The organism is Mesorhizobium bavaricum (genome assembly GCF_056781655.1).
Genome location: NZ_CM165566.1, coordinates 3,749,363 through 3,772,353, shown reverse-complemented (window position 1 = coordinate 3,772,353; position 22,991 = coordinate 3,749,363). Strand labels below are relative to the sequence as shown.

Annotated in this window: 23 protein-coding genes and 1 riboswitch; of the genes, 13 read left to right on the top strand and 10 right to left on the bottom strand. The window is 63.5% G+C overall.

The window, feature by feature from the left end:
- Positions 1-5: 5 nt before the first annotated feature.
- Positions 6-1,010 (bottom strand): ABC transporter substrate-binding protein, encoded by a 1,005-nt coding sequence (locus AC1RZR_RS18490; RefSeq protein ID WP_481825532.1) that lies wholly within the window; start codon positions 1,008-1,010, stop codon positions 6-8.
- Positions 1,011-1,275: 265 nt separating this feature from the next.
- Between AC1RZR_RS18490 and AC1RZR_RS18485 the strand changes: the two genes are divergently transcribed.
- Both AC1RZR_RS18485 and AC1RZR_RS18480 read left to right on the top strand, forming a co-directional pair.
- A complete protein-coding gene (locus AC1RZR_RS18485; protein WP_477274910.1) occupies positions 1,276-1,659 on the top strand; it encodes a RidA family protein in 384 nt (127 codons plus the stop codon).
- A 55-nt stretch (positions 1,660-1,714) separates the two neighbouring features.
- A complete protein-coding gene (locus AC1RZR_RS18480) occupies positions 1,715-2,518 on the top strand; it encodes a creatininase family protein (RefSeq protein WP_477274908.1) in 804 nt (267 codons plus the stop codon).
- Between the two features lie 6 nt (positions 2,519-2,524).
- On the opposite strand, the gene AC1RZR_RS18475 is transcribed toward AC1RZR_RS18480, so the two are convergent.
- Positions 2,525-3,034, bottom strand: coding sequence for a tyrosine phosphatase family protein (locus AC1RZR_RS18475; protein ID WP_481825531.1), 510 nt, complete (start codon positions 3,032-3,034; stop codon positions 2,525-2,527).
- Positions 3,031-4,080 carry a threonine-phosphate decarboxylase CobD gene (cobD, locus tag AC1RZR_RS18470; protein ID WP_481825530.1) on the bottom strand — a complete coding sequence of 350 codons (1,050 nt, stop codon included), beginning with the start codon at positions 4,078-4,080 and terminating at the stop codon, positions 3,031-3,033. Before cobD ends, AC1RZR_RS18475 begins: the two co-directional genes overlap by 4 nt.
- Between cobD and cbiB the strand changes: the two genes are divergently transcribed.
- A complete protein-coding gene (gene cbiB / locus AC1RZR_RS18465; protein WP_481825529.1) occupies positions 4,079-5,047 on the top strand; it encodes an adenosylcobinamide-phosphate synthase CbiB in 969 nt (322 codons plus the stop codon). The genes cobD and cbiB overlap by 2 nt on opposite strands.
- Positions 5,048-5,063: 16 nt before the next feature.
- Here the strand turns inward: cbiB and cobO are convergent, their stop codons facing one another.
- The 4 genes from cobO to AC1RZR_RS18445 are packed head-to-tail and all read right to left on the bottom strand — an operon-like array spanning position 5,064 to position 7,202.
- Complete coding sequence (gene cobO, locus AC1RZR_RS18460; protein ID WP_477274900.1) at positions 5,064-5,693, bottom strand: cob(I)yrinic acid a,c-diamide adenosyltransferase; 630 nt, start codon at positions 5,691-5,693, stop codon at positions 5,064-5,066.
- A gap of 1 nt (position 5,694) precedes the next feature.
- Positions 5,695-6,210, bottom strand: coding sequence for a bifunctional adenosylcobinamide kinase/adenosylcobinamide-phosphate guanylyltransferase (gene cobU, locus AC1RZR_RS18455; protein ID WP_477274898.1), 516 nt, complete (start codon positions 6,208-6,210; stop codon positions 5,695-5,697).
- Entirely contained in the window at positions 6,203-7,006 is an 804-nt protein-coding gene (locus AC1RZR_RS18450; RefSeq protein ID WP_481825528.1) for a CbtA family protein, read from the bottom strand. Before AC1RZR_RS18450 ends, cobU begins: the two co-directional genes overlap by 8 nt.
- Positions 7,007-7,022: 16 nt before the next feature.
- Positions 7,023-7,202: a CbtB domain-containing protein gene (locus AC1RZR_RS18445; RefSeq protein WP_095087280.1), complete on the bottom strand. Its 180-nt coding sequence runs from the start codon at positions 7,200-7,202 to the stop codon at positions 7,023-7,025.
- 36 nt (positions 7,203-7,238) lie between these two features.
- A riboswitch (cobalamin riboswitch) is annotated at positions 7,239-7,434 on the bottom strand.
- Positions 7,435-7,625: 191 nt separating this feature from the next.
- Here AC1RZR_RS18445 and AC1RZR_RS18440 point away from each other — a divergent pair.
- Positions 7,626-8,801 (top strand): aromatic ring-hydroxylating oxygenase subunit alpha, encoded by a 1,176-nt coding sequence (locus AC1RZR_RS18440; RefSeq protein WP_481825527.1) that lies wholly within the window; start codon positions 7,626-7,628, stop codon positions 8,799-8,801.
- 3 nt (positions 8,802-8,804) lie between these two features.
- Here AC1RZR_RS18440 and AC1RZR_RS18435 read toward each other — a convergent pair whose 3' ends face one another.
- Positions 8,805-10,004 (bottom strand): MFS transporter, encoded by a 1,200-nt coding sequence (locus AC1RZR_RS18435; RefSeq protein WP_481825526.1) that lies wholly within the window; start codon positions 10,002-10,004, stop codon positions 8,805-8,807.
- Positions 10,005-10,225: 221 nt separating this feature from the next.
- On the opposite strand from AC1RZR_RS18435, the gene AC1RZR_RS18430 reads away from it, so the two are divergent.
- Entirely contained in the window at positions 10,226-11,224 is a 999-nt protein-coding gene (locus AC1RZR_RS18430) for a heparan-alpha-glucosaminide N-acetyltransferase (RefSeq protein WP_481825525.1), read from the top strand.
- Complete coding sequence (locus AC1RZR_RS18425; RefSeq protein ID WP_379096379.1) at positions 11,221-11,697, top strand: methyltransferase family protein; 477 nt, start codon at positions 11,221-11,223, stop codon at positions 11,695-11,697. Before AC1RZR_RS18430 ends, AC1RZR_RS18425 begins: the two co-directional genes overlap by 4 nt.
- Before the next feature lie 7 nt (positions 11,698-11,704).
- Here the strand turns inward: AC1RZR_RS18425 and AC1RZR_RS18420 are convergent, their stop codons facing one another.
- Both AC1RZR_RS18420 and mgtE read right to left on the bottom strand, forming a co-directional pair.
- Positions 11,705-12,091: a MerR family transcriptional regulator gene (locus AC1RZR_RS18420; RefSeq protein ID WP_006203215.1), complete on the bottom strand. Its 387-nt coding sequence runs from the start codon at positions 12,089-12,091 to the stop codon at positions 11,705-11,707.
- A 140-nt stretch (positions 12,092-12,231) separates the two neighbouring features.
- On the bottom strand, positions 12,232-13,650 hold the full coding sequence (gene mgtE, locus AC1RZR_RS18415) for a magnesium transporter (protein ID WP_379096359.1): 1,419 nt from the start codon (positions 13,648-13,650) through the stop codon (positions 12,232-12,234).
- 397 nt (positions 13,651-14,047) lie between these two features.
- On the opposite strand from mgtE, the gene AC1RZR_RS18410 reads away from it, so the two are divergent.
- The 7 genes from AC1RZR_RS18410 (at position 14,048) to AC1RZR_RS18380 (ending at position 22,974) form a co-directional block, all read left to right on the top strand.
- On the top strand, positions 14,048-14,722 hold the full coding sequence (locus AC1RZR_RS18410) for a LuxR C-terminal-related transcriptional regulator (protein WP_481825524.1): 675 nt from the start codon (positions 14,048-14,050) through the stop codon (positions 14,720-14,722).
- A gap of 135 nt (positions 14,723-14,857) precedes the next feature.
- Positions 14,858-16,048 (top strand): aminotransferase class V-fold PLP-dependent enzyme, encoded by a 1,191-nt coding sequence (locus tag AC1RZR_RS18405; RefSeq protein WP_477274884.1) that lies wholly within the window; start codon positions 14,858-14,860, stop codon positions 16,046-16,048.
- A gap of 13 nt (positions 16,049-16,061) precedes the next feature.
- Complete coding sequence (locus AC1RZR_RS18400) at positions 16,062-17,042, top strand: HpcH/HpaI aldolase/citrate lyase family protein (RefSeq protein WP_481825523.1); 981 nt, start codon at positions 16,062-16,064, stop codon at positions 17,040-17,042.
- Between the two features lie 19 nt (positions 17,043-17,061).
- Positions 17,062-18,246 (top strand): malate--CoA ligase subunit beta, encoded by a 1,185-nt coding sequence (locus AC1RZR_RS18395; RefSeq protein ID WP_184873480.1) that lies wholly within the window; start codon positions 17,062-17,064, stop codon positions 18,244-18,246.
- A 14-nt stretch (positions 18,247-18,260) separates the two neighbouring features.
- On the top strand, positions 18,261-19,160 hold the full coding sequence (gene sucD, locus AC1RZR_RS18390) for a succinate--CoA ligase subunit alpha (RefSeq protein ID WP_184873479.1): 900 nt from the start codon (positions 18,261-18,263) through the stop codon (positions 19,158-19,160).
- 92 nt (positions 19,161-19,252) lie between these two features.
- On the top strand, positions 19,253-20,221 hold the full coding sequence (locus AC1RZR_RS18385; protein WP_481825522.1) for a 2-hydroxyacid dehydrogenase: 969 nt from the start codon (positions 19,253-19,255) through the stop codon (positions 20,219-20,221).
- A 68-nt stretch (positions 20,222-20,289) separates the two neighbouring features.
- A complete protein-coding gene (locus AC1RZR_RS18380) occupies positions 20,290-22,974 on the top strand; it encodes a phosphoenolpyruvate carboxylase (RefSeq protein ID WP_481825521.1) in 2,685 nt (894 codons plus the stop codon).
- The last annotated feature ends 17 nt before the right edge of the window (positions 22,975-22,991 follow it).

The following is a 22,991-nucleotide window of genomic DNA, read 5'->3' as shown; positions in this document are numbered from 1 at the left end:
CCGGACTATTTCTTCAGGTCGAGCCCGACGCCCTTGTTGACGAAGGTCAGAGTGTAGGCCTTCTTGATGTCGATACCGGCTGGCGTGACCTTGGCTTTGACCATTTTATCGTAAAAACTCTGAATGCGCGCGTCGGTCATGGCGCCGATGCCGAGCTTCTCCGTGTCGCCTGAATCGGCAAGGCCGAACTTCTTCATCTGCTCGATCGAGAACGCGATCTGCTCGTCGCTCATGTCGGGATTGTCTTTCTTGATCATGTCGTTGGCAGCCTTGTTGTCGCCGTACAGATATTTGTACCAGCCCTTGGCCGAGCCATCGACGAAGCACTGGACTACCTCCGGCTTCTTGTCGATCGTGTCCTGCATCACCTCGATCGTCGTCGAGTAGGTGTCCCAGCCATAGTCGGCAAGCAGGAACTGGTTCGGTACGAAGCCGCCTTCCTTCTTGACCGCGAACGGTTCTGACGTGACATAGCCCTGCTGGATCGACTTCTTGTTGGCGAGGAAGGGAGCGGTGTTGTAGGTGTAGGGCGCGCGTTTGGCGGCGTCGAAGCCGAGTTCGATGACCATCCACTGGAAGAAGGTCTGCACACCCTCGTCGCCCAATATGTACTGGTCGGCGTTCTTCAGATCTTCCCATTTGTCGAGCCCCTCGCCGGGGTGGGACATCATGACCTGCGGGTCCTTCTGGAAATCCGCCGCCACCACGCGCATCGGAATGCCTTGCTGGACGGCGTCGAAAGCCGACAGCAGATTGCCGCCCATGTAGAAATCGATCTTGCCGGCCAGCAGCATCGGCCGGCCGCTGACCTGCGGACCGCCCTGCATGATGGTGACGTCGAGGCCGCAGGCGGCGTAGGTGCCGTCAGCCACTGCCTGATAATATCCGCCATGTTCCGGCTCAGCCAACCAGTTGGTGCCGAAGGTGACTTTTTCATTCGCCGCGGCGCCCAGCGTGCTGGCCGCCAGCAGGGCTAGCACCGCCACCGAGATCTTCTTTTTTCCGTACATCGACACCACCTTTTGTTTGCTCCGGCGCGCCACGCGCCAGGCTCGACACCAAAGATTCAAGAAGCAAGACACATGCCACCGGCGCCTTGCACCGGGGCCGCCCGCTTGCACCACAGCCATCTGCGAAAGCCGGACGGGTCGTGCTGCACCGGAGGCATCGTGCCTATTTTTTGAACGCCTGTCCACAATCGCCCCGGCGACATGCACCGCCATCTTGAAGGGACAGTGCATCCGGTCCTAGGCTACCTGCAAACCGGAGATTGCCATGTTCAAGTTCCTCACCCCCAAGTCGATCAAGCCACCCTTTGCCCGCTACAGCCATGGTGTCGAGGTGCCAGCCGGCAAGCGGCTGGTACTGTGCTCGGGCCAGGTCGCCATCACGGCGGACGACCAGATACCGGAAGACGCCGGCGCGCAGGCCGAGCTTTGCTTCCGCAACATCGCCGCGGTACTCGGCGAGGCCGGGCTCGGTCTGCAGGACATCGTCCGCATCAACACCTATGTCACCGACCGCGCGCACCTGCGGCCGTATATGGATGTCCGCGACCGGCTGTTTTCCAGCCCGGCGCCGGCCTCGACACTGATGATCGTCTCCGGTTTCGCGCGGCCCGAATTCAAGGTCGAGGTCGAGGCCATCGCGGCTGGGTGATCGACAGGCCGCCCTTGCCGCGCTAGGTCTGGCCTAATCATCGAAGAGGCATGACATGACTGTTGCGAAGAAGCGCGTGTGGTGGGGCGACTACCGCACAACCGAATACGCCTCGATCGATCCAGAGGCGACGGTCGCCGTGCTGCCGCTGGCGGCCATCGAGCAGCATGGCCCGCATCTGCCGGTTTCGACCGACACCTCGATCATGAACGGCATGCTCGACACGGTGATTGCCCGCCTGCCCGACGATCTCGACATCCGCATCCTGCCGGTGCAGGCGGTAGGCAAATCGAACGAACATCTTCACGCACCGGGCACCCTCACCCTGCCGGCAACGACGCTGGTCGAGGCCTGGACCGAACTTGGCCTGTCGATCGCGCGCGCCGGCGTGCGCAAGCTGGTCGTCGTCAATTCGCATGGCGGTAACGAAGAGATCATGGGCATCGTCACGCGCGAACTGCGCGTGCGCGAAAACATGCTGGCAGTGAAGACCAGCTGGCAGCGCTTCGGCCGCCCGGCCGGCATGTACACCGAACTTGAGGACCGCCACGGCATCCATGGCGGCGATGTCGAGACGTCGCTGATGCTGCATTTCCGGCCGGATCTGGTCGATATGGGCAAGGCCGACACTTTCGTTTCCAATGTCGCGAAGGCCGAAAAGGAATTTTCGCTGCTGCGCCACACCGGCACCCATGCCTTTGCCTGGATTGCCAGCGACCTCAATCCGAATGGCGTGGTCGGCGGCGCCAGCATCGCGACGGCCGAGAAAGGCCGGCTGACCGCCGAACATCAGGCCGACGGTTTCATCGAGCTGCTGCGCGATGTGCGCAAGGCGAAGCTCGCCGACTGGCTGAAGTAGCTGGTTCTAATTGTCGATCGTCAGTGCAAAGGGTGTTCCCTCGAAAGCGTCGGCGCCGCGCCCGATCGCCTCGATCGCCTCGATCATGCGGCCGTTACGGTCGAGCAACACATCGGCCACCGCAATGAGTCGAGGATTGGGTGTCGCTGATGGCGACAGCGCCCGCAGCGTCCGCGCCAGTTCGGCTTCGTCGCGTTTCGGCGCCAGTGCGGCGACGATGATATAGGCCGAAGCGGTCGAGCGGCTGATGCCGGCATAGCAATGCACGACCATCGGCTTTGCCCGGTCCCACCGGCGCGCGAAATCGAGCAGGTTGCGGACATGCTCCTCGCCCGGAATGGTCATCCCGTCCTGCGCCACCGCGATGTCGTGCATGACCAGATGCAGATGGTTTTCCGGGGCGATCGAAGCCGGGCGGACCACCTCCGTCCCGGCGGCGAGCAGCGACAGTATGCGGTCGGCGCCGGTCCTCGCAACCGTTTCCTCGACCTTTGCCAGCGAGCAGACATGGATCATTGTTTAGAACCCTTCGATTGATCCTCGCGCCGCGACGCCCATTCGGCAAGAGCGGATTCGAGCCGCTGCCATTCCTCCTGACTCCCCGGCAGGCCGGCCCGCAGGATACCCGGACGGTCGGTGAAATGGCGAAGCAGGATGCCGCGCTCGCCAAGCGCGGAAAACAGATCGGCGGCATCGGGCATGCGAAGGTAACGGAACAATGTGGTGCCGCCCGCGACAGGAGCGCCGAAGCGGCCGAACAGCCCATCGAGCCGCGCCGATGCATCCGCAAGGGATGCCCGCATCGCGTCCTGCCAGCCGATATCGGCAAGCGCGCGGATGCCGTACTCCAGCGCCGGGCCGGCGACGGCCCATGGTCCGAATTGCGTGTCCACCCGGTCGACCGTCGCTGCATCGGAAAGCACAAAACCGAGCCGCAGCCCGGCCAGGCCAAAGAACTTGCCGAACGACCGCAGCACCACGATGCCGCCCTGGCCGACATCGCCGGCGAGGCTGTGTTGGCGTGGGCCGACGTCCATGAACGCCTCGTCGACTACCAGCAGCCCGCCCTTGGCGCGCATCCCTGCAGCCAGCGCCAGCAGCCGGTCGCGCTCGATGATGCGCCCATCCGGATTGTTCGGATTGACGACGATGGCAAGGTCGGCTTTTGCCAACACCTCGAAAACGCCGACCTCCGCCACCTCATGTCGCGCGATCGCCGCTGCCCGCGCATGTTCGGCGTAGGTCGGCCCCAGCACCAGCGCCTTGCCAGGCGCGATCAGCGATGCGACGCGCGGCAACAGGATCTGCGTGCCGGGTGCCGCCGCCACATTGGCTGGCGAAGGCGCGCCATAGGCGCGCGCCGCGACCTCGACCAGCTCGCGGGCGCGCTCGGCTTCCGGCAACCGCGACAGGATGGTGGCGGGCAGGTCGAAAAGCGGGTAGGAGTGCGGATTGATACCGGTCGAGAGGTCGACGAAAGGCTGAGGTGCGTTGGGGAAAAGCACCCTCGCCCGACCTAGACTTCCACCATGGTCCACCGCCGCCCCATCAAGAAGCTTCATGTCAGTCCTGATCGCTTTCCTGTCATTGGCCGTCGAATTCGTCCTGGGCTATCCGGACTGGCTGTTTCGCGCCATCGGCCATCCGGTGACGTGGTTCGGCAGGCTGATATCCTTTCTCGACCGCAGGCTCAACCGCGCCACTGATCCCGACGCACTGCGTCGCAAGCGCGGTGTTCAGGCGCTGCTGGTCATCGTGCTGGTGCCGGCGGCGATCGGGCTCGGCGTGCAGGTCCTGCTCTGGTTCATTCCCATGGGATTGATCATTGCCGCTCTTTTGGCGACATCGCTTCTGTCGCAGAAGAGCCTTTACGAGCATGTCGAGGCTGTGGCGGACTCACTCGACACAGGTGGCCTCGCTCTGGGCCGCGTTGCCGTCTCGCGAATCGTCGGCCGCGATCCGGAAACGCTGGACACGGCCGGTGTCTGCCGCGCGGCGATCGAGAGCCTGGCCGAGAATTTTTCTGACGGCATCGTTGCCCCCGCCTTCTGGACCGGCGTCGGCGGACTTGCCGGCGGCGCCGCTTACAAGGCCGCCAACACCGCCGATTCGATGATCGGCCACCGCACCCCGCGCCACGAGGCCTTCGGCTGGGCGGCGGCGCGCTTCGACGATTGGATCAACCTGCCGGCATCGCGGCTGACGGCGCTGCTGATCGTGCTGGCTGCATTCCTGGTCAAAGGCGCAGATGCGAAAAATGCCTGGCACGCGGTGTGGCGGGACGCGATAAAACACCGCTCGCCCAATGCCGGCTGGCCGGAAGCGGCGATGGCCGGCGCGCTCGGCCTGGCGCTCGCCGGACCACGCAGCTACGGCGGCGTGCTGGTCGACGACGTTTTCATGGGCGAAGGCGGCCGGCGCGAAGCCGACAGCATCGACATAAGGCAGGCGCTGAAACTCTATCGCGTCGCCGACTATCTGCTGATCGCGGTGTTCGGTTTGGTCTCGGTCGTCGTCATTGTGGTGTGACGCATCGAGGCGCCGTTCAGAACTCGATCCCCTGCTGCGCTTTCACGCCCGCGGAAAAATGGTGCTTGGTCACGCCCATTTCGGTGACAAGATCGGCCGCCTCAACCAATGCCGGTTTGGCGTTGCGGCCGGTGACCACGATATGCAGGCCCTCCCGTCGTGCTTTCAGCGCGGCAACCACTTTGTCGAGTTCGAGATAATCGTAGCGCAGCGCGATGTTCAGTTCGTCGAGCACCAGCAGGCTGATCGACCGATCGGCCATCAGCTCGAGCACTTTGGCCCATGCGGCTTCGGCCGCGGCAATGTCGCGCTTCAGATCCTGTGTCTCCCAGGTGAACCCCTCGCCCATCGCGTGCCAGACGACGCGGTCGCCAAAGGCGGCGAAGGCATCTTTCTCGCCGGTGTGCCACTTGCCCTTGATGAACTGGACGACGCCGACACGCTTGCCGTAGCCGAGCATCCGCAGCGCCAGGCCGAAGGCGGCGGTGGTCTTGCCCTTGCCCGGCCCGGTGTTGACGATCAGCAGCCCCTTCTCGACCGTCTTGCTCGCCACCTCGGCGTCCTGCACCGCCTTGCGCTTGGCCATCTTGGCGCGGTGGCGTTCCTCGTCCCGGTCTTCGATGGGCTTGTCGTCGGTATCGGTCATCTCATTTCACCTTGAGTGGCAGCCCCGCCACCATCAGCAGCACCGTATCGGCGACAGCGGCCACCTGCTGGTTGAGACGGCCGGCGGCATCGCGAAAGCGGCGCGCCAGTGCGTTGTCCGGCACGATGCCTTGGCCGACTTCATTGGATACCACGAACCAGGACCCGCGCGGCCGCGACAGCACTTCAGCCAGCCGACGGTATTCCAGATCGAGGTCGTGTTCGGCCAGCATATGATTGGTCAGCCACAGTGTCAGGCAGTCGACAAGCACCGGCTGATTGTCCGGCAGGGCCTCAAGCGCGCCTGCGAGATCGAGCGGTGCGTCGATGGTCGTCCACCCTTCACCGCGCCGCGAGCGGTGCAACGCGATGCGCTCACGCATCTCGTCATCATAGGCTTGCGCAGTGGCGATATAGGCCCACGGCGGCGGCAAGGTCGTCGCCAGGGTTTCGGCATGCGCGCTCTTGCCGGAGCGCGCACCACCGATGATGAAGGTCAGCTTGCTGCGATCAGGCAAAGCTGTCGCGCAGGCTGGTCGCGGTACCGGTGAAGCGGCCGCGCACCACGCCGACGACCGCGCCGAGAACCAGCCAGAACACCAGATTGGTCACCGTCACCGCCACCACAAACTGATGATGCAGACCCTCCGGGATCGGGGTCTCGAAACTGTCGGGCTGCGGTGCGCCGACAATATGCGGCGCAATGATCAGCAACACGGCCAGGATCACAAGCGGCAGCGACTTGCGGAACGCGATCAGGCCGATACCCGCCGCGGTCGCCGCCACGGTTGCCCACCACCAGATCTGGCGCTGCGTGAGATCGGCAGCCGGCATCGCCGGCAATTCCGGCGGCAGGCCGAGGCCGGGCGCCAGCGTGAACACGGCAAAGCCGGCCAGGCCCCAGAACACCCCCTGGCGCCAGTTGCGGATGCCGCCGGCGAATTCGGAAACCGCGACCAGGATCAGTGCGAAACCGATGCCAGTGACGATATTGGCAACCACGCTGAAGGCGAAACGCTCGAAACCGTCGGCCGGTGCCCAGCCTTCGTCTTCCGCTGCCGGAGCGACTGCTTCCGCCGGCGCCGGGGCGGCAGAGCTCATGGCGTTCCCCGCCGGGGCGGCTGTGCTCATGGCATTGGTATCCGTTGCGGCCGGAGCGGCATGGTCATGGTGATGGCCGCCGCCGGCCTGCTCGTAGACTTCCGCCTTGAGGATCAGCGGCACGGTGGCAAAGGCCTGCATGCAGGCGAGAACGACGCCAGCCACGAGCCCTGCGATCGCCGCGATGAACACGACGTTGCGAAACAGGTTCATGATGTCAAATTCCTCGTCAGTGGCAGGGAAACGCCATCGAATGGCGATAGTCGTGAGCCGCATTGTGGACCGCATCGATATGCGAGAAGCCGACAAAACCGACCACGAAGATGCCAAGCAGCGCCACGAGCGCAAGCTGCATGAAGCGCGACTGCGAGGAGACGGAGGCGCCGAGGGAGACGGAAGCGGTAGTCATGTCTTGTCCTTTCGCCCTCCACCCGAGGGCATAGAAGTCAGTTTCCTGTCGCCGGCAGGTCTCCTGGCTCGCGGATCAGCGCCCTTCCCCACCTTCCCGAAGAAAACCTTCAGTGGCATATGGAGAGGACTATCGCACACAGTTGCGGGGGCAGCCACGGCATTGGGCAAGACATTCGCCCGCACCGCATTCCCTCTTGGCTCCAAACGGAACCGACGACAGCGCGACTATAGGGAAAATCGCCGCGACCGGCAAACCAAATTCCGACAATGCATGTCGCCGAAAGTGCGGAGCGGTTTTGGGATCACGACATGCATGATGCAAGAATGCATTGTCGCCGAAAGTGCACAAATCGGGCACCGGCCCAACAATTGACAATTCCCGTGGCCGGGTGTCGGCTAGCAACTCTAGAGGAAGCCAGCCATGCAGCCCATTGCCAGCGACCGCGATCCCTACAACGGCTTGACCCGGGCCGAACCGACGCTGCCATCATCGGCCTATTGGGATACGGGCAGCTATCAGCGCGACCTCGACGCCATTTGGTACAGAAGCTGGCTGCTCGTCTGCCGCGAGGCAGACCTTGCGCAGCCGCTTTGCTTCCGCACCTTTCGCGTCGGCACGCAGGAAATCGTCGTGCTGCGTGACGAGACCGGCGAACTGCGCGCCTTCCACAACACTTGCCGCCATCGCGGTTCGCAGCTTTGCCAGGAGAGCGAAGGCCGGCTGAAGGCGCGGCTGATCACCTGCCCCTATCATGCCTGGTCCTATTCGCTGCGCGGCGATCTCGTGCGCGTTCCGTCGAAATCGCTGCCGGACGGTTTCGACAAGGCCGATCACCCGCTTTATCGCGTGGCACTGTCGGTGTGGCGCGGTTTTGTCTTCGTCAATCTCGCCGAAGACGCCGCCGGCTCGGCGGAATCATCCTTCGATCCGGCGTCCGGCAGTCTCGCCAACTGGCCGCTGGAACCGCTGGTGACCGGCCATGCGTTGCGCAAGGTGATGAACTGCAACTGGAAGATCTTTTGGGAAAACTTCAACGAGTGCCTGCATTGTCCGGGCGTCCACAAGGATCTGTCGCGGCTGGTGCCGATCTATGGCCGCGGCCTGATGGGCCGGCACGACGATCCCGATTGGGCTCGCCACGCCGATAATGACGCACCGGAGTTTTCCGGCGGTCTGCGCGCCGGCGCCGAGACCTGGTCGCGCGACGGCCAGGCGCACGGGCCGGTCTTTGCCGGCCTGACACCTGCCGAGCGCGCCGCCGGCCAGACCTACGCCACCAACCTGCCGTCGATGTTCGTCGTGGGGCATGTCGACTATGTCAGGACCGTGCGGCTGGTGCCGCTCGGCCCCGAGCAGACCGAGCTTGTCGCCGAATGGCTGCTTGTGCCCGAAGCGCTTGAGGCAACCGATATCGACAACATCGTCGCCCTCGGCAAACAGGTGCTGGAGGAGGATGCGGCGATCTGCGAGGTCAACCAGAAAGGCCTGCGCTCGACGCGCCACGAAGCCGGTGTGCTGATGCCCGAGGAATATGATCTGCACCGCTTCCACAACTGGGTCCGCGAGCGGCACGCAGCCGTTCCCTCCAAGCCTTGAAGATCACAGCGATTTCGGCAGATACCGCCAGGTCACGAAGCCGCAAATCGCCGCCAGCAGGCCGAGCGTGACGAACACCGAGCCCAGCCCGAAGAACGCCAGCACGACCGAATAGACCAGCGGCGGCGTCAGTTCGGAAAAGTCGAGATAGGTGCGGTAGACCGCCGCCATCTGCGACCTTTCATAAGATCGCACCGAGCGCATGAAGGCGGTCGAGCCCAGAGCGTCGAGCGCAATGGTGAAGAAAGCGCCGCAGAGCAAGAAGGCACCGGTGAGCAGCGGCACGGTTTCGCCGACCGCACCCGCCGCCAGCAGCATGGCCGACATGGCGAAATAGGCAAATGTCATGGTCCGCCGGCCACCAAAGCGCTTTCCCGCCTTGCCCCAGAAGATGGCCATGAACAGCAGCGCATTGCCGGCCGAAACCAAAAGGCCGCCGGCCAACTTGCCCTCGCCGGTGATGACCATGAACAGCGGCCCGTAGACGAAGAACGTCGTCCAGAAACAGGAGCGACCGAAGGCAATCAGCCAGGCCAGCCGCAACCTGGGCTGGGCGACAAAGCGACCGATATTGGCGAGCGGATTGGCCGGCCGCGACTTGCCCGGGCGGATCGACGGGTTGTCGCCCAGCCGGTAGGTCCAGAACAGCACCAGCAAGGCCATCGCGAACACCGCCACCGCGCCATGCGCGGCATAGATGCCGAAGCGCGTGTAGAGGAAGATGCCGAGCGTCGGTCCGCCGGTCCAGGCGAACATCGACCACGCCATGCGCAGCGATTCGGCCTGCATGAAGTCGGTCTTGCGGATGTGGTCCATGATGTAGAGGTTAAGCGTGATCGACAGCGCGCTGGCGCCCATCACCCGGCACAGCATGCCGGCCAGTTGCCCGGCAAGCGTGTGGGTGACGAAGAACAGCGAGCCGATGGCCAGCAGGCAGGCGCCTGCCGTGTAGACCCAGCGCCGGGCAAAGCGGCGGATCAGCATCGGCATGAACAGCGTCACCGACAGGCCGAGCATCGCCACGATGGTGTAGAGGATCGAGACGATCTGCTCGTTGTGGAGGATCTCGTAGGCCTGGATCGGGATGACGCTCGACACCGTGGCCCGGGCGAAGGATTCAACCGCATAGAGCGACGCGAAGGTGCGCGCATCCGCGGCCTTGAGGGCCGGTAGCCAGATCGGATGGCGCACATGGGTGGACATTGCTTCCCCAAAGCAGAATCACCGGGCCAAATCTGCCGTGGTGATCCCGGCGCCAATAAGAGGAAACCGACGCCTATCCGGCAAAAAGCGAAGTCGGCCAAAGGCTTTCCGGCACTGGCCTAAAGCGGCGCCTGATCCAGCATCTGCCGAAGCGTCCGGCCTTCTTTTGTCCCGGGCAACCGTGATAGTCGTCGTGCGGGGCTGAATCAGAATACGAGACCATGAGCATCCACACACCGACCGCACCCGTTCAGGATCGACCGAAGCGCATCGTCGCCATCGACATCGTGCGCGGCATCGCGCTCATCGCCATGGCGAGCTACCATTTCACCTGGGATCTGGAATTCTTCGGCTACACCGATCCCGGCCTCACCGCCTTCGGCTGGTGGAAGATCTACGCGCGTTGCATCGCATCGACCTTCCTGTTCCTGGTCGGCGTCAGCCTGTACCTCGCCCATGGCCGAAAAATCCGCTGGAACGGCTTCTGGAAGCGTTTCGCCATGGTCGCTGGAGCGGCGATCGCGATTTCGGTCGCCACACGCATCGCCACCCCGGACGGTTTCATTTTCTTCGGCATATTGCACGAGATCGCAGTGGCCAGCTTGCTCGGCCTGCTGTTCCTGCGGCCACCGGCGCTGCTGACGTTGCTTGTGGCGGCGCTGGTCATCGCCGCGCCCGTCTATCTGCGCTTCGAGGCCTTCGACCATCCCTGGCTGTGGTGGATCGGCCTCTCGGCGATCAATCCGCGATCCAACGATTATGTGCCGCTGTTTCCGTGGTTCGGCGCCGTACTTGCAGGCATCGCGGTGACGAAACTCGCCGCCGCTTCGGGCCTGCTTGCCCGGCTTGCCGAATTGGCACCCGGTCGCTGGGCCAACCCGCTGGTCTTCATCGGCCGCCACAGCCTGGCCTTCTACCTGATCCATCAGCCACTGCTGATCGGCTGTGTGTGGCTGTTCGTACAAGTGATGCCGGCCAAGGTCGAAACCCCGCAGGTGAACTTCCTGAAGACGTGCCAGTTGTCTTGCGAGCAGTCGCGCGACACCGAATTCTGTTCGAGCTACTGTGTCTGCATGCTCGATACGCTCGAGGGTGAAGCCTCACTTGATCGGCTCTACAACAACGACCAGACTGCCGAATGGAAGGCGCATATATCCGATCTCGCCGGCATGTGCACCGCCAAGACCGACGACAAGATGACGGAGGAAGGGGTCAAATGACCGAGAACCAGCCGAAGGCAGGGCTCATACCGTGGCCGCCGCTAATCTACATCGCCGCCATCGCCATCAGTATCGCACTCGGCCTGCTTTATCCCTTGCCCTGGATCGGTGACCTCTTAGGCGATATCCTGTTCGCCGCCGGCTGGGTGGCCCTGTTCGGCGTCGCGGCACTCTGGTTCACCGCCATCCGCACCATGATCCGGGCCAAGACAACACTTAACCCCAACGCGGTGCCCGATCATCTGGTCACCACAGGTCCTTTCGGCATCACTCGCAATCCGATGTATCTGGCCAACACGCTGCTGTTGATCGGCGTCGCCTTTGTCTCCGGGATCGCATGGTTCCTGCCGCTGGCATTCATCGCGGCTTATGCCACGCAAAAGGTCGCCATCGAGGGCGAGGAAAAGGTGCTGGCAGCGAAATTCGGCAAGAAATACAGGGACTACGCCAAAAGAGTGCGGCGCTGGATTTAAGCATGCGTTACGTATTGACGCCGAGCTCGACCAACCGCTCGACACAGGATTCCTCAGCCTGGTCGAGTTCGGCCAGCGTCTCTTCGAGGTCGCGGCGCTTCTGCCTGAGATCCTCGCGCTTTTCCTCGATGCGCTTGATCATCAGCTTGAGTTGACCGACCTCGCCGGGCGGCTCCTTGTACATCTGGATGATTTCGCGGATCTCGTTGATCGAGAAGCCGAGCCTTTTTCCCCGCATGATCTGGCGAATGAGGTGACGGTCGGACGGGCGAAACAGCCGCGTGCGGCCGCGCCGCACCGGCTGCACCAATCCCTCGTCCTCATAGAATCGCAGCGTCCGCGTCGACACATCGAATTCGCGGGTCAGCTCGGTAATCGAATAATATTCCCGCATTGTCACTCCCACTCGCCGGAACCCCGGGCGATTGCCATGCGGCGTCGCCTTCTGTCCCGAACCAAACCCATGCTGGAATCAACACGGCGCCCCGCGCAAGCCTCGCACGGCATTTACGTAAAAGTCAATTGAGGGCGCCTTCACGGCACCCCGAACCACCACGTGGCAATGCCGAGAAAGGCAAAGAAGCCGACGACATCGGTGACCGTGGTGACGAAGACCGCCGAAGCGACCGCCGGATCGATCTTGAAACGGTCGAGGAGCAGCGGGATCAGGATACCGGCCAAGGCGGCCGCGAACATGTTGATGATCATCGCCGCCGCGATGATGCCGCCCAGATTGTTGTCGTGGAACCAGATCGCAGCGACGATGCCGATCAGGATGGCAAAGACGATGCCGTTGATGAAGCCCACGCCCATCTCGCGGCGAATGATGCGGCCGGCATTGTAGATGTCGATATCCTTGGTCGCCAGCGCCCGCACGGTGACGGTCATCGTCTGCGAGCCGGCATTGCCGCCCATGCCGGCCACGATCGGCATCAGCACCGCGAGCGCCACGATATGCTCGATCGTGCGGTCGAACAGGCTGATCACCGACGCCGCCAGGAATGCGGTCAGCAGATTGATCAACAGCCAGGGAACGCGCGAGCGCGAGGTGGAAAAGACACTGTCGGACAGCTCTTCGTCGCCGACACCGCCCATGCGCATCAGATCTTCTTCGGCCTCCTGTTGGATAACGTCGACGACATCATCGATGGTCAGCACGCCGACCAGCCGCTCGTTCTCGTCGACGACGGCGGCCGACAAAAGGTCGTACTGCTCGAATTCCCGCGCCGCCTCTTCCTGGTCCATGGTGGCGGGAATGGCGTGTCGCGTCTCATGCATGACCTCCCCGACCTTGACCGCGCGCCTGGTGCGCAGGATCTGGTCGAGGTCGATAGCGCCGAGCAGCTTGAAGGTCGGATCGATGACGAAGATCTGACTGAAGCGCTCAGGCAGGTTCTTGTCCTCGCGCATGTAGTCGATGGTCTGGCCGATCGTCCAGAACGGCGGCACCGCGACGAACTCGGTCTGCATGCGCCGCCCGGCCGTCTCTTCCGGATAGTCGAGCGAGCGGCGCAGCCTGATCCGTTCGGTGAACGGCAGCTGCGACAGGATCTCGTCCTGGTCTTCCTTTTCAAGGTCTTCGAGAATGTAGACCGCGTCGTCGGAATCGAGTTCCTGCACGGCCTGGGCGATCTGCGCATTGGGCAGATTGTCGACGATCTCCATACGGATCGCCTCGTCGACCTCGGTCAGCGAAGAAAAGTCGAAGTCGGCGCCCAACAACTCAACCAGCACGCGGCGCTGTTCGGGGTGCAGCGCCTCGAGCAGGTCGCCGAGCTCAGACTGGTGGAGGTGGTCGACTTCATGCTTGAGCGTGAGCGTGTCGCGGTCGGCGATCGCCGCACCGATCTGGGCAAGGAAGGACGAAAGGACGGCGCCGTCCTCGCCATAGATATCGGCGTGGGCGTCGTCAGCGGCCCTGGCGCCGGTCGTCCGTTCGTCCTGGCCTTCCACCGGCGCCTCCCGCCATCGCAATCCCGGAAAAGGTGCGTCTCAGGTCTAGAGCATCGGCCTCAAAAGTGGAAACCGGTTTTTGCGAAAATCCGACGCTCATTCCAGAGATAGCGCGGCAGCATGAATCGATTTGGTAATTTGCCGCTCTAACGCACGGAATATCAAATGAAATGCGCGCGCTCCTACCTGGCTTTCTTCACGGGAAAGACGGCATTGCCATGCCCAGTCTGACAATGCCTGCCCTGTCAAAACCAACGGGATATCGGTTCAGGTGGCGCGACAGCGCATGTCGCTGGGGAAAGAGCACCCTTGTCCGGTTGCGGCGATTGTCATGGCACAGGGTCCGGATATCAGCCGGATCCGCCCCATGTCCGCAACCGGTCCAGAACGGAAGCCCTTGAGCGCAAGGTCGGCGACAACGAAAGAGGCCACATCAGGACAGCAACGCGTTCGCGTCGTTGTCGCCGAGCGCAATCCGCTTGTCATATCGGCGCTGCGCGAAATGCTGGAATGCGACGGACGCTTCGAATTGCTGAGCGCCGTGCAGAGCGGCAAGCAACTCCTGGATCTGGCGGTGAAGACCAAGTTCGATGTCGCGGTCATCGGCTGGAGGCTCGCTGACATGGACGGCGCGGACGTTCTGGCCGAGGTTCAGAGCCGCAAGCTCGATGTGCGCATTACGGTGTTCTCCAATGACCACGACATCGGCATCTTGAAGCAGTGCGTGCGGCTTGGGGCTCAAGGCTACTGCTTCCAGTTCGACGACCCGCATATCATCTTCGAGACGATCCTGGCGGTCGCGCACGGCCGCATCTGCATCCCCTACATCGACATCAACAAGGTCAACGACACGCCCTTGGCGCAGCTGACGGTTCGCGAGCGCGAACTGCTGGCGGTGCTTTCCGACGGCTGGACCAACCTTCAGATCGCGACGCGCACCGGAATTTCCGAGAATACGGTGAAATACCACCTCAAGAATCTCTACGACAAGCTTGACGTCCGCAACCGGGCGATGGCCGTCGCGCTCTATTCGAGCGAAAAGCGTCGCAGTCCCAGGCTGCCTATCGGGTAGGTCGACCGGGTAGGCCTGGTGGGTAGGCTCGTCCCACCCGCGCGCGGCGAGAACTTACCCACCAAGGTGTTGTTGCCCCTCGCCGTCGAGACGACACTCCCTCCACAAATCTCTAACTTCGGAGGAGTTTCGCGCATGGCTGGGTTCACCCACCTTTTTATTCCAGGACCCACCAACATTCCGGAGCAGGTCCGGCAAGCGATGAACCTCCCGATGGAGGATATGCGCGCCGCATCGTTCCCCGATTTCACGCTGCCGCTGTTCGAGGACATCAAGAAAGTCTTCAAGAACGAGACCGGCCGCGTCTTCATCTACCCGTCGTCGGGGACCGGCGCCTGGGAGGCGGCGATGACCAACGTGCTCAGCCCTGGTGATCGCGTGCTGATGTCGCGCTTCGGACAGTTCTCGCATCTGTGGGTCGACATGGCCGAGCGGCTCGGCTTCGAGGTCGACGTGATCGACTGCGAGTGGGGAACCGGCGTGCCGCTCGACCTCTACGCGGAAAGACTGAAGGCGGACAAGGCACACAGCATCAAGGCAGTCTTCTGCACACAGAATGAGACCGCGACCGGCGTCACCAGCGATGTCGCCGGCTGCCGCGCCATACTCGACGCGGCGAACCATCCTGCCCTTCTCTTTGTCGACGGCGTGTCGTCGATTGGCTCGATCGACTTCCGCCAGGAGGAATGGGGTGTCGACTGCGCCGTCAGCGGCTCGCAAAAAGGCTTCATGCTGCCGGCCGGCCTCGGCTTCCTCTCGGTCAGCAAGAAGGCGCTCGTCGCTTCCAGGGTAGCGACCCACCGGCGCTGCTTCTTCTCGTTCGAGGACATGATCCGCGCCAACGACGCCGGTTATTTCCCCTATACGCCTGCGACGCAACTGCTGCGCGGCCTGCGCGCCTCGCTCGATCTGATCGCCGAGGAAGGGCTCGACAACATCTTCGTCCGCCACCATCGCCTCGCGGAAGGGGTGCGCAAGGCGGTCGACGCCTGGGGCCTGAAGCTCTGCGCGAAGGCGCCGAAATGGCACTCCGACACCGTCAGCGCCATTCTGGTGCCGGAAGGCATCGACAGCGCCGACGTCGTCAAGCGCGCCTACCAGACGTACCGGACCTCGCTCGGAGGTGGTCTCAACAAGGTGTTCGGCAAGGTCTTCCGCATCGGCCATCTCGGCTGGCTGAACGAGGTGATGGTGCTCGCCTCGCTGTCGGCGGCGGAAATGGCGCTGCTCGATTGCGGCGTCCGGCTGGCGCCGGGCTCGGGCGTCGGCGCCGCCATCCAGCACTTCCGTGCCTCGGCTGGGGTACCTGTCGCCGAGGCGGCGTGAGGAGAACGCGATCATGAGCCACACGATCAACCATTTGAAAAAACTCCGGCTGCAGCGAAGCGAACTCGCGGTTCCCGGCTCCAGTCCCGAGATGATCGATAAGGCGGCGAACAGCGCCGCCGACTTCGTCTTCCTCGACATCGAGGACGCGGTGGCGCCGCCGGACAAGGAACGCGCCCGCAAGAACATCATCCAGGCGCTCAACGACATCGACTGGCGCGCCAAGGGCAAGACCGTTTCGGTGCGCATCAACGGCCTCGACACGCACTACATGTACCGCGACGTGGTTGACGTGATGGAAAAGGCCGGCGACCGGCTGGACACCATCCTGGTGCCGAAAGTCGGCGTTCCGGCCGACCTCTATATGGTCGAGGCCATGATCAACCAGATCGAGATGGCCAAGGGCTACAAGACCCGCGTCGGCCTCGAAGCCCTCATCGAGACGGCGCTCGGCATGGCCAATGTCGAGGCGATCGCCGCTACGCCCGGCCGCCTGGAAGCGATGCATTTCGGTGTCGCCGACTATGCTGCCAGCAACAAGGCGCGCACCGTCAACATCGGCGGCCTCAATCCCGACTACCCAGGCGACCAGTGGCATTTCGCCCTGTCGCGGATGACGGTTGCCTGCAGGGCCTACGGCCTGCGCGCCATCGACGGGCCGTTCGGCGATTTCTCGGACCCTGAGGGCTACACGGCGGCGGCAAGGCGCGCGGCGGCACTTGGCATCGAAGGCAAATGGGCGATCCACCCCTCGCAGATCGCGCTAGCCAACAGCGTGTTCTCGCCGCCGGAAAAGGAAGTCGTCCGCGCCAGGCGCATCCTGGAAGTGCTCAAGGAAGCGGAGGCGCTCGGAAAGGGCGCCGCGGCGCTCGACGGCAAAATGATCGACGCGGCGTCGGAACGCATGGCGCGCAATGTGCTGGTGGTCAACGAAGCCATCGAACGCGCCGGCCAATTTGATAGTCAAGAACAGCCGAACGCCGCCGCGCACTGAAGGTTTTTGGGAGGACGAGATGGACATTCACGAATACCAGGCCAAGGAACTGCTTGCCCGCCACGGGATTCATGTTCCGCGCGGCGGCCTCGCCTACAGCCCCGAGCAGGCAACCTATCGGGCGCGTGAGATCGGCGGCGGCAAGTGGGTGCTCAAGGCGCAGGTTCATTCCGGTGCCCGCGGCAAGGCCGGCGGCATCAAGCTCTGCGCCAATGACGAGGAGATTTCCAATGCGGCCGAAGCAATGCTCGGCCGCAAGCTGGTGACCCAGCAGACCGGCCCGCGCGGCAAGCTGATATCGCGGCTCTATCTCGAGGAGGCCGTCGACATCGCGCAGGAGCTCTATGTCGGCTTCGTTCTCGACCGCAAAGAGGAGCGCGTCATGATCGTGGCGTCGGCCGCCGGCGGCATGGAGATCGAGGACATCGTCGAGCGGGCGCCGGATTCCATCATCCGGACCACGGTCGATCCGGGAGTCGGCATGCAGCGCTTCCAGGCGCGGGAAATCGCCTTCGGGCTCGGCCTGGATCAGAACCTGATCGGCAAGGCAACCGAAACCATCTTCAGCTGCTACCAGGTGTTCCGCGACTACGACGCGTCGATGCTGGAGATCAATCCTCTGGTGGTGACCCGCGACGGCAACCTCGTCGCGCTCGACGCCAAGATGTCGTTCGACGAGAACGCTTTGTTCCGGCGGCCGGAAATCTCCGAGCTGCGCGACAAGAGCCAGGAAGACCCGCGCGAAACCTTCGCCAGCGACCGCGGCCTCTCCTATGTCGGCCTCGACGGCAACATCGGCTGCATCATCAACGGCGCCGGCCTCGCCATGGCGACGATGGACATGATCAAGATCGCCGGCGGCGAGCCGGCCAACTTCCTCGACATTGGCGGCGGCGCCTCGCCCGAGCGGGTCGCGAAATCGTTCCGCGCCGTGCTCGGCGACAAGAATGTCGAGACCATCCTGGTCAATATCTTTGCCGGCATCAACCGTTGCGACTGGGTCGCCGAGGGCGTCGTCAAGGCGATCCGCGAAGTCGGGGTCAACGTTCCCCTGGTGGTGCGGCTTGCCGGCACCAAGGTCGAGGAAGGGCGCCGCATCCTGGCCGATTCCGGCGAGGCGGTGATCGTCGCTGAAACGCTGGCGGAAGCCGCCGAAAAAGCCGTCGCCGCCTGGCGTTCGGCAACGCTCAAAAAAGCAAGCTGAGGGAGCTGAAAAATATGGCAATCCTGCTCAACCGCGGCACGCGGGTCATCGTCCAGGGCTTCACCGGCAAGATCGGCAGCTTCCATGCCGAAGACATGAAGCGCTACGGCACCAAGCTCGTCGGCGGCGTGACGCCCGGCAAGGGCGGCCAGAAGCATCTCGGCCTGCCGGTCTTCAACACCGTCAAGGGCGCCGTTCGCGAAACCCGCGCTGAAGCCAGCATCGTCTTCGTGCCGCCGCCTTTCGCCGCCGACTCGATCATGGAAGCCGCCGATGCCGGCATAAAGCTTTGCGTCTGCATCACCGACGGCATCCCCTCGCAGGATATGATGCAGGTGAAGCGCTACATGCTTCGCTACCGTTTCGAGGACCGCATGCGGCTGATCGGGCCGAACTGCGCCGGCGTGATCACGCCCGGACAGGCACTGATGGGCATCATGCCGGGCAGCATTTATCTCCCCGGCCGCGTCGGCATCGTCGGCCGCTCGGGCACGCTCGGCTATGAGGCCGCCTCGCAGATGAAGGCGCTTGGCATCGGTGTCTCCACCAGCGTCGGCATCGGCGGCGATCCGATCAACGGCTCGTCCTTCAAGGACATGCTGAAGCTGTTCGAACAGGACGACGAAACCGATGCCGTGGTCATGATCGGCGAGATCGGCGGACCGCAGGAGGCGGAAGCCGCGATCTGGGCACGCGACAACATGCGCAAGCCGCTGATCGCCTACATCGCCGGGCTTTCCGCGCCGAAGGGCCGGCGCATGGGCCATGCCGGCGCCATCATCTCGGCCTTCGGCGAGTCGGCGCAGGAAAAGGTCGAAATCCTGAAAGAGGCCGGCGTCGTCATCGTGCCGACGCCATCGTCCTTCGGTGAGGTCGTGGCCGATACTTTGGCCGGGATGAAGAAGGCGGCGTGATGGCCGACCGGGCGAAGGGCGCATAGCGCAAAATGTGCAGTCTGTTTCGGGTTGGCGGATGCATCGCGGCCCATCGATCGGCAGGAAATTCGATGAAACCGCGTTTGATTGTCACCCGGAGATGGCCGGCCCCCGTTGAAGCGATCCTCGCCGAGCGCTTCGACACGACGCTCAATGCCAGCGATACGCCGCTGAGCCCTGCCGCAATGACATCGGCATTCGCGCATTTTGACGCGATCCTGGCAACGGTCAGCGACCGCTTACCTGTTGCGGTGTTTCCTAAGAACGCCGCCCGCACCCGGATCATCGCAAATTTCGGCGTCGGCTTCAGCCATATCGATGTCGCGGCAGCCCGCGACCGCGACATCGTGGTGACCAACACCCCGGGCGTGCTGACCGATTGCACCGCCGACCTCGCCCTCAGCTTGCTGTTGGCTGTCGCGCGTCGGACTGGTGAGGGCGAGCGGCAGGTGCGGGCCGGAGAGTGGCGGGGCTGGTCGCCAACCCATATGGCCGGCGCGAAGGTGTCGGGCAAAACCTTGGGTATTGTCGGAATGGGGCGCATCGGCAAGGCGACAGCCAGGCGCGCGCATTTCGGCTTCGGGATGAAGATCGTGTTCTTCAATCGGTCCCCGGTCGATGACGACGAGACGCGCGCCATGGGCGCGGTCCAGATGCCAACTTTGGAAGATGTGCTCGCAGCATCCGATTTCGTGTCGCTGCACTGTCCGGGCGGCGCGGAAAACCGCCATCTCATCAATGCTCGAAGCTTGCGGTCGATGAAAAGCGACGCGTTCCTGATCAACACGGCGCGCGGCGACGTCGTCGACCAGGATGCCCTGATCGGTGCACTGGAAAGGCGCGAGATCGCTGGGGCGGGTCTCGACGTCTTTGCCGACGAGCCGACCGTTCCGGAGACGCTGAAGCAGTTGGAGAACGTAGTGCTGTTGCCCCATCTCGGGAGTGCGACCGAGGAAACGCGGGTGGCAATGGGCATGAAGGTGGTGGAGAACCTGACCGCCTTCTTCGAGGGTCGCCCGGTGCCCGACCGGGTCGCCTGACAGCAGGCGCCGCCCTCGATTCAGAGGGCGGTTACAGCGGCATCGGCGCGACGAAGCAGGAAACGGGTTTGGAACAGAGCAGACGCATCAACTTTCGTGAGGACGAGCGCAGCCTTTTGTTGCGCTTGCTGCTTCAGGTCGCAAGCGCGCGTGAGCCCGAGATCGCCGCCGTTCTGGCCGGACGCAGGTCGCTCGTCTCCCTCGCCGCGGAGCAGCGCATCCCGGCGCTTCAGGCGAGCGGCGTATGGTTCCAGTTGCTGACGATAGCAGACGAGCTGCTTGCCATGCGGGCACGCCGCGAACTCGAACAAGGCGCGGGTGTCGACGAAGTGCCCGGGTCCTTCGCCAGCGTGATCGCGCAGATGGCGGCGAACGGCCACTCGGCGCCGGAAGTCCAGGCGACGCTCGATGAGCTTTGCGTCGGCCCGACCATGACCGCGCACCCGACGGAGGCCAAACGCGTCACGGTGCTGGAGATCCACCGCCGCATCTATCGCAAGCTGACCGAGCTCGACCAGCCGCGCTGGGCGCCGCGCGAACGCTCCCTGTTGGTCACCGATCTGGAAAGCGAGATCGAGCTTCTGTGGATGACGGGCGAGCTGCGGCTGGAGCGGCCGACGGTCGAGGGCGAAATCGCCTGGGGCCTGCATTTCTTTCGCGAAGTCATCTTCGAGGCAACGCCGCAACTCTATGGCAAGCTTCAGGACGCCTTCGAGCGTCACTATCCGGGAGAGCCGATCAGAATTCCCTCATTCATGCGCTATGCCTCGTGGATCGGCGGCGACCGCGATGGCAATCCAAATGTGACTGCCGCAGTCACCGCCCATGCCATGGCCGAATACCGCAACACCGCCATAGGCTGGTATCTGACGCAGGTGCAGCGGCTGGTGACGGTGCTCAGCGCCAGCTCCAACGTCATCGACCTGCCGGCCAGCTTCAAGCCAGTGCTGCAAACGGCCCTTGAGAAAACCGGACTGGCGCACGTGATCGCCGCCCGCAATCCCGACGAACCGCTTCGCCAGTTCGCTTCGGCCTTGTTTGCCCGTTTGGAGGCCACGCGAGACGGCGGTCCGGCGGCATATCTCTCGGCAGAGGCGTTTCGGGCTGATCTGAATGGGCTATCTTCCGTTCTCGAAGCGATCGGCGGTCGCGCGGTAGCCAAGCGTTTCATCCAGCCTCTGCTTTGGCAAGTCGGAAGCTTCGGTTTCCGTACGGTCTCGCTCGACATCCGGCAGAACTCCACGGTCGTCAACCGGGTGCTGGCCGAGCTGTTTGCGCTGGCAAATCCCGCCGATCCGGTCGCAGCCGGCACGCCGCAATGGTCGGCGCGCATTCGCACAGCCATCAGCCAGGGCGAGCGGCTGGAGATCGACGCAGGCCGGCTCTCGCCTGAAGCAGGTGAACTGCTTTCGACATTCTCCGTTATCCGCGATCACATCTCCAACTCGGATGCTGACGCAGTCGGCTCTTTCGTTCTCAGCATGACCCGCTCGGCCGACGATCTGCTCGCGGTCTATCTGCTGGCGCAATATTGCGGACTTTCAACCGCGCCCGCTGGCGGCGGCACAATCAGGCTGCGGATCGTGCCGTTGTTCGAGACCATCGCCGATTTACAGGCCGCACCGGGCATCCTCAATGGATTGCTCGGCGTTTCACTGGTGAGGCGGACGGTGCGGGACTTCGGCGCGCGCCAGGAAATCATGCTTGGCTATTCAGATTCCAACAAGGACGGAGGTTTCCTGGCTTCCAATTGGGAACTGGCAAAAGCGCAAACGCGCCTCGCTGCGGTCGGGCGCAAGAACAACGTCAGGATCAGTTTCTTTCACGGTCGCGGCGGCTCCGTCAGCCGTGGCGGCGCGCCGACCGGCCGGGCGATCGCCGCACAACCGGAAGGCACTGTCACCGGAACCATGCGGGTGACGGAGCAGGGCGAGGTCGTATCGTCGAAATTCGCCAATCGCGGCACCGGCCTCAACCAACTCGAGGTTCTCGCCGCTGGCGTGCTGGCCCACGGTGTCGGATCGCCCGGCGACGTCGAGCCGAAGGAAACGCCGGAGTTCGACGAAGCGCTGGAAGCGCTGGCTGGCATGTCGCAGGCTTCCTACGCCAGATTGATGGCCGAGCCCGGTTTCCTCGATTATTTCAACCAGGCAAGCCCGGTCGCGGAGCTGGCGCTCCTGAAAATGGGCTCACGGCCGGAGCGTCGTTTCGGCGCCAGCGGCATTGCTGACCTGCGCGCCATTCCATGGGTGTTCGCCTGGAGCCAGAACCGTCATCTGTTGACCGGCTGGTATGGCATCGGCAGCGCGCTTAGCTCTTTCGTCGCTGTGCGCGGCGAGGCCGGGCGCGAACTTCTGGCTCGCATGTTCGAGCACTCGCGCTTCTTCCGCTTGATCGTCGACGAGGCCGAGAAGACGCTTTACCAGTCCGACATGGAGATCGCGGGGCTCTACGCCCGCCTGGTGTCCGACAGCGACGCGGCCCGACGAATCTACGCCCGCATCGCCGCCGAATACGAGTTGACGCGACGCCTGATTGGTGACCTCACGGGAGGCGATCTTTCCGCGCGCTTTCCGATGTTCAAGCGGCGTTTCGACAATCTGCGGCGACAGATGGACGACATTCACCGACTGCAGGTCGATCTGCTGCGTGAAGTTCGGGCAAATACCGGCACGGCGGATCAAAAGCGGGCGACCGACGCTCTGCTTGTGTCGATCAATTGCATCTCGGCCGGCCTTGGCTGGACGGGATAGGTCCGGCTTTTGCCGAG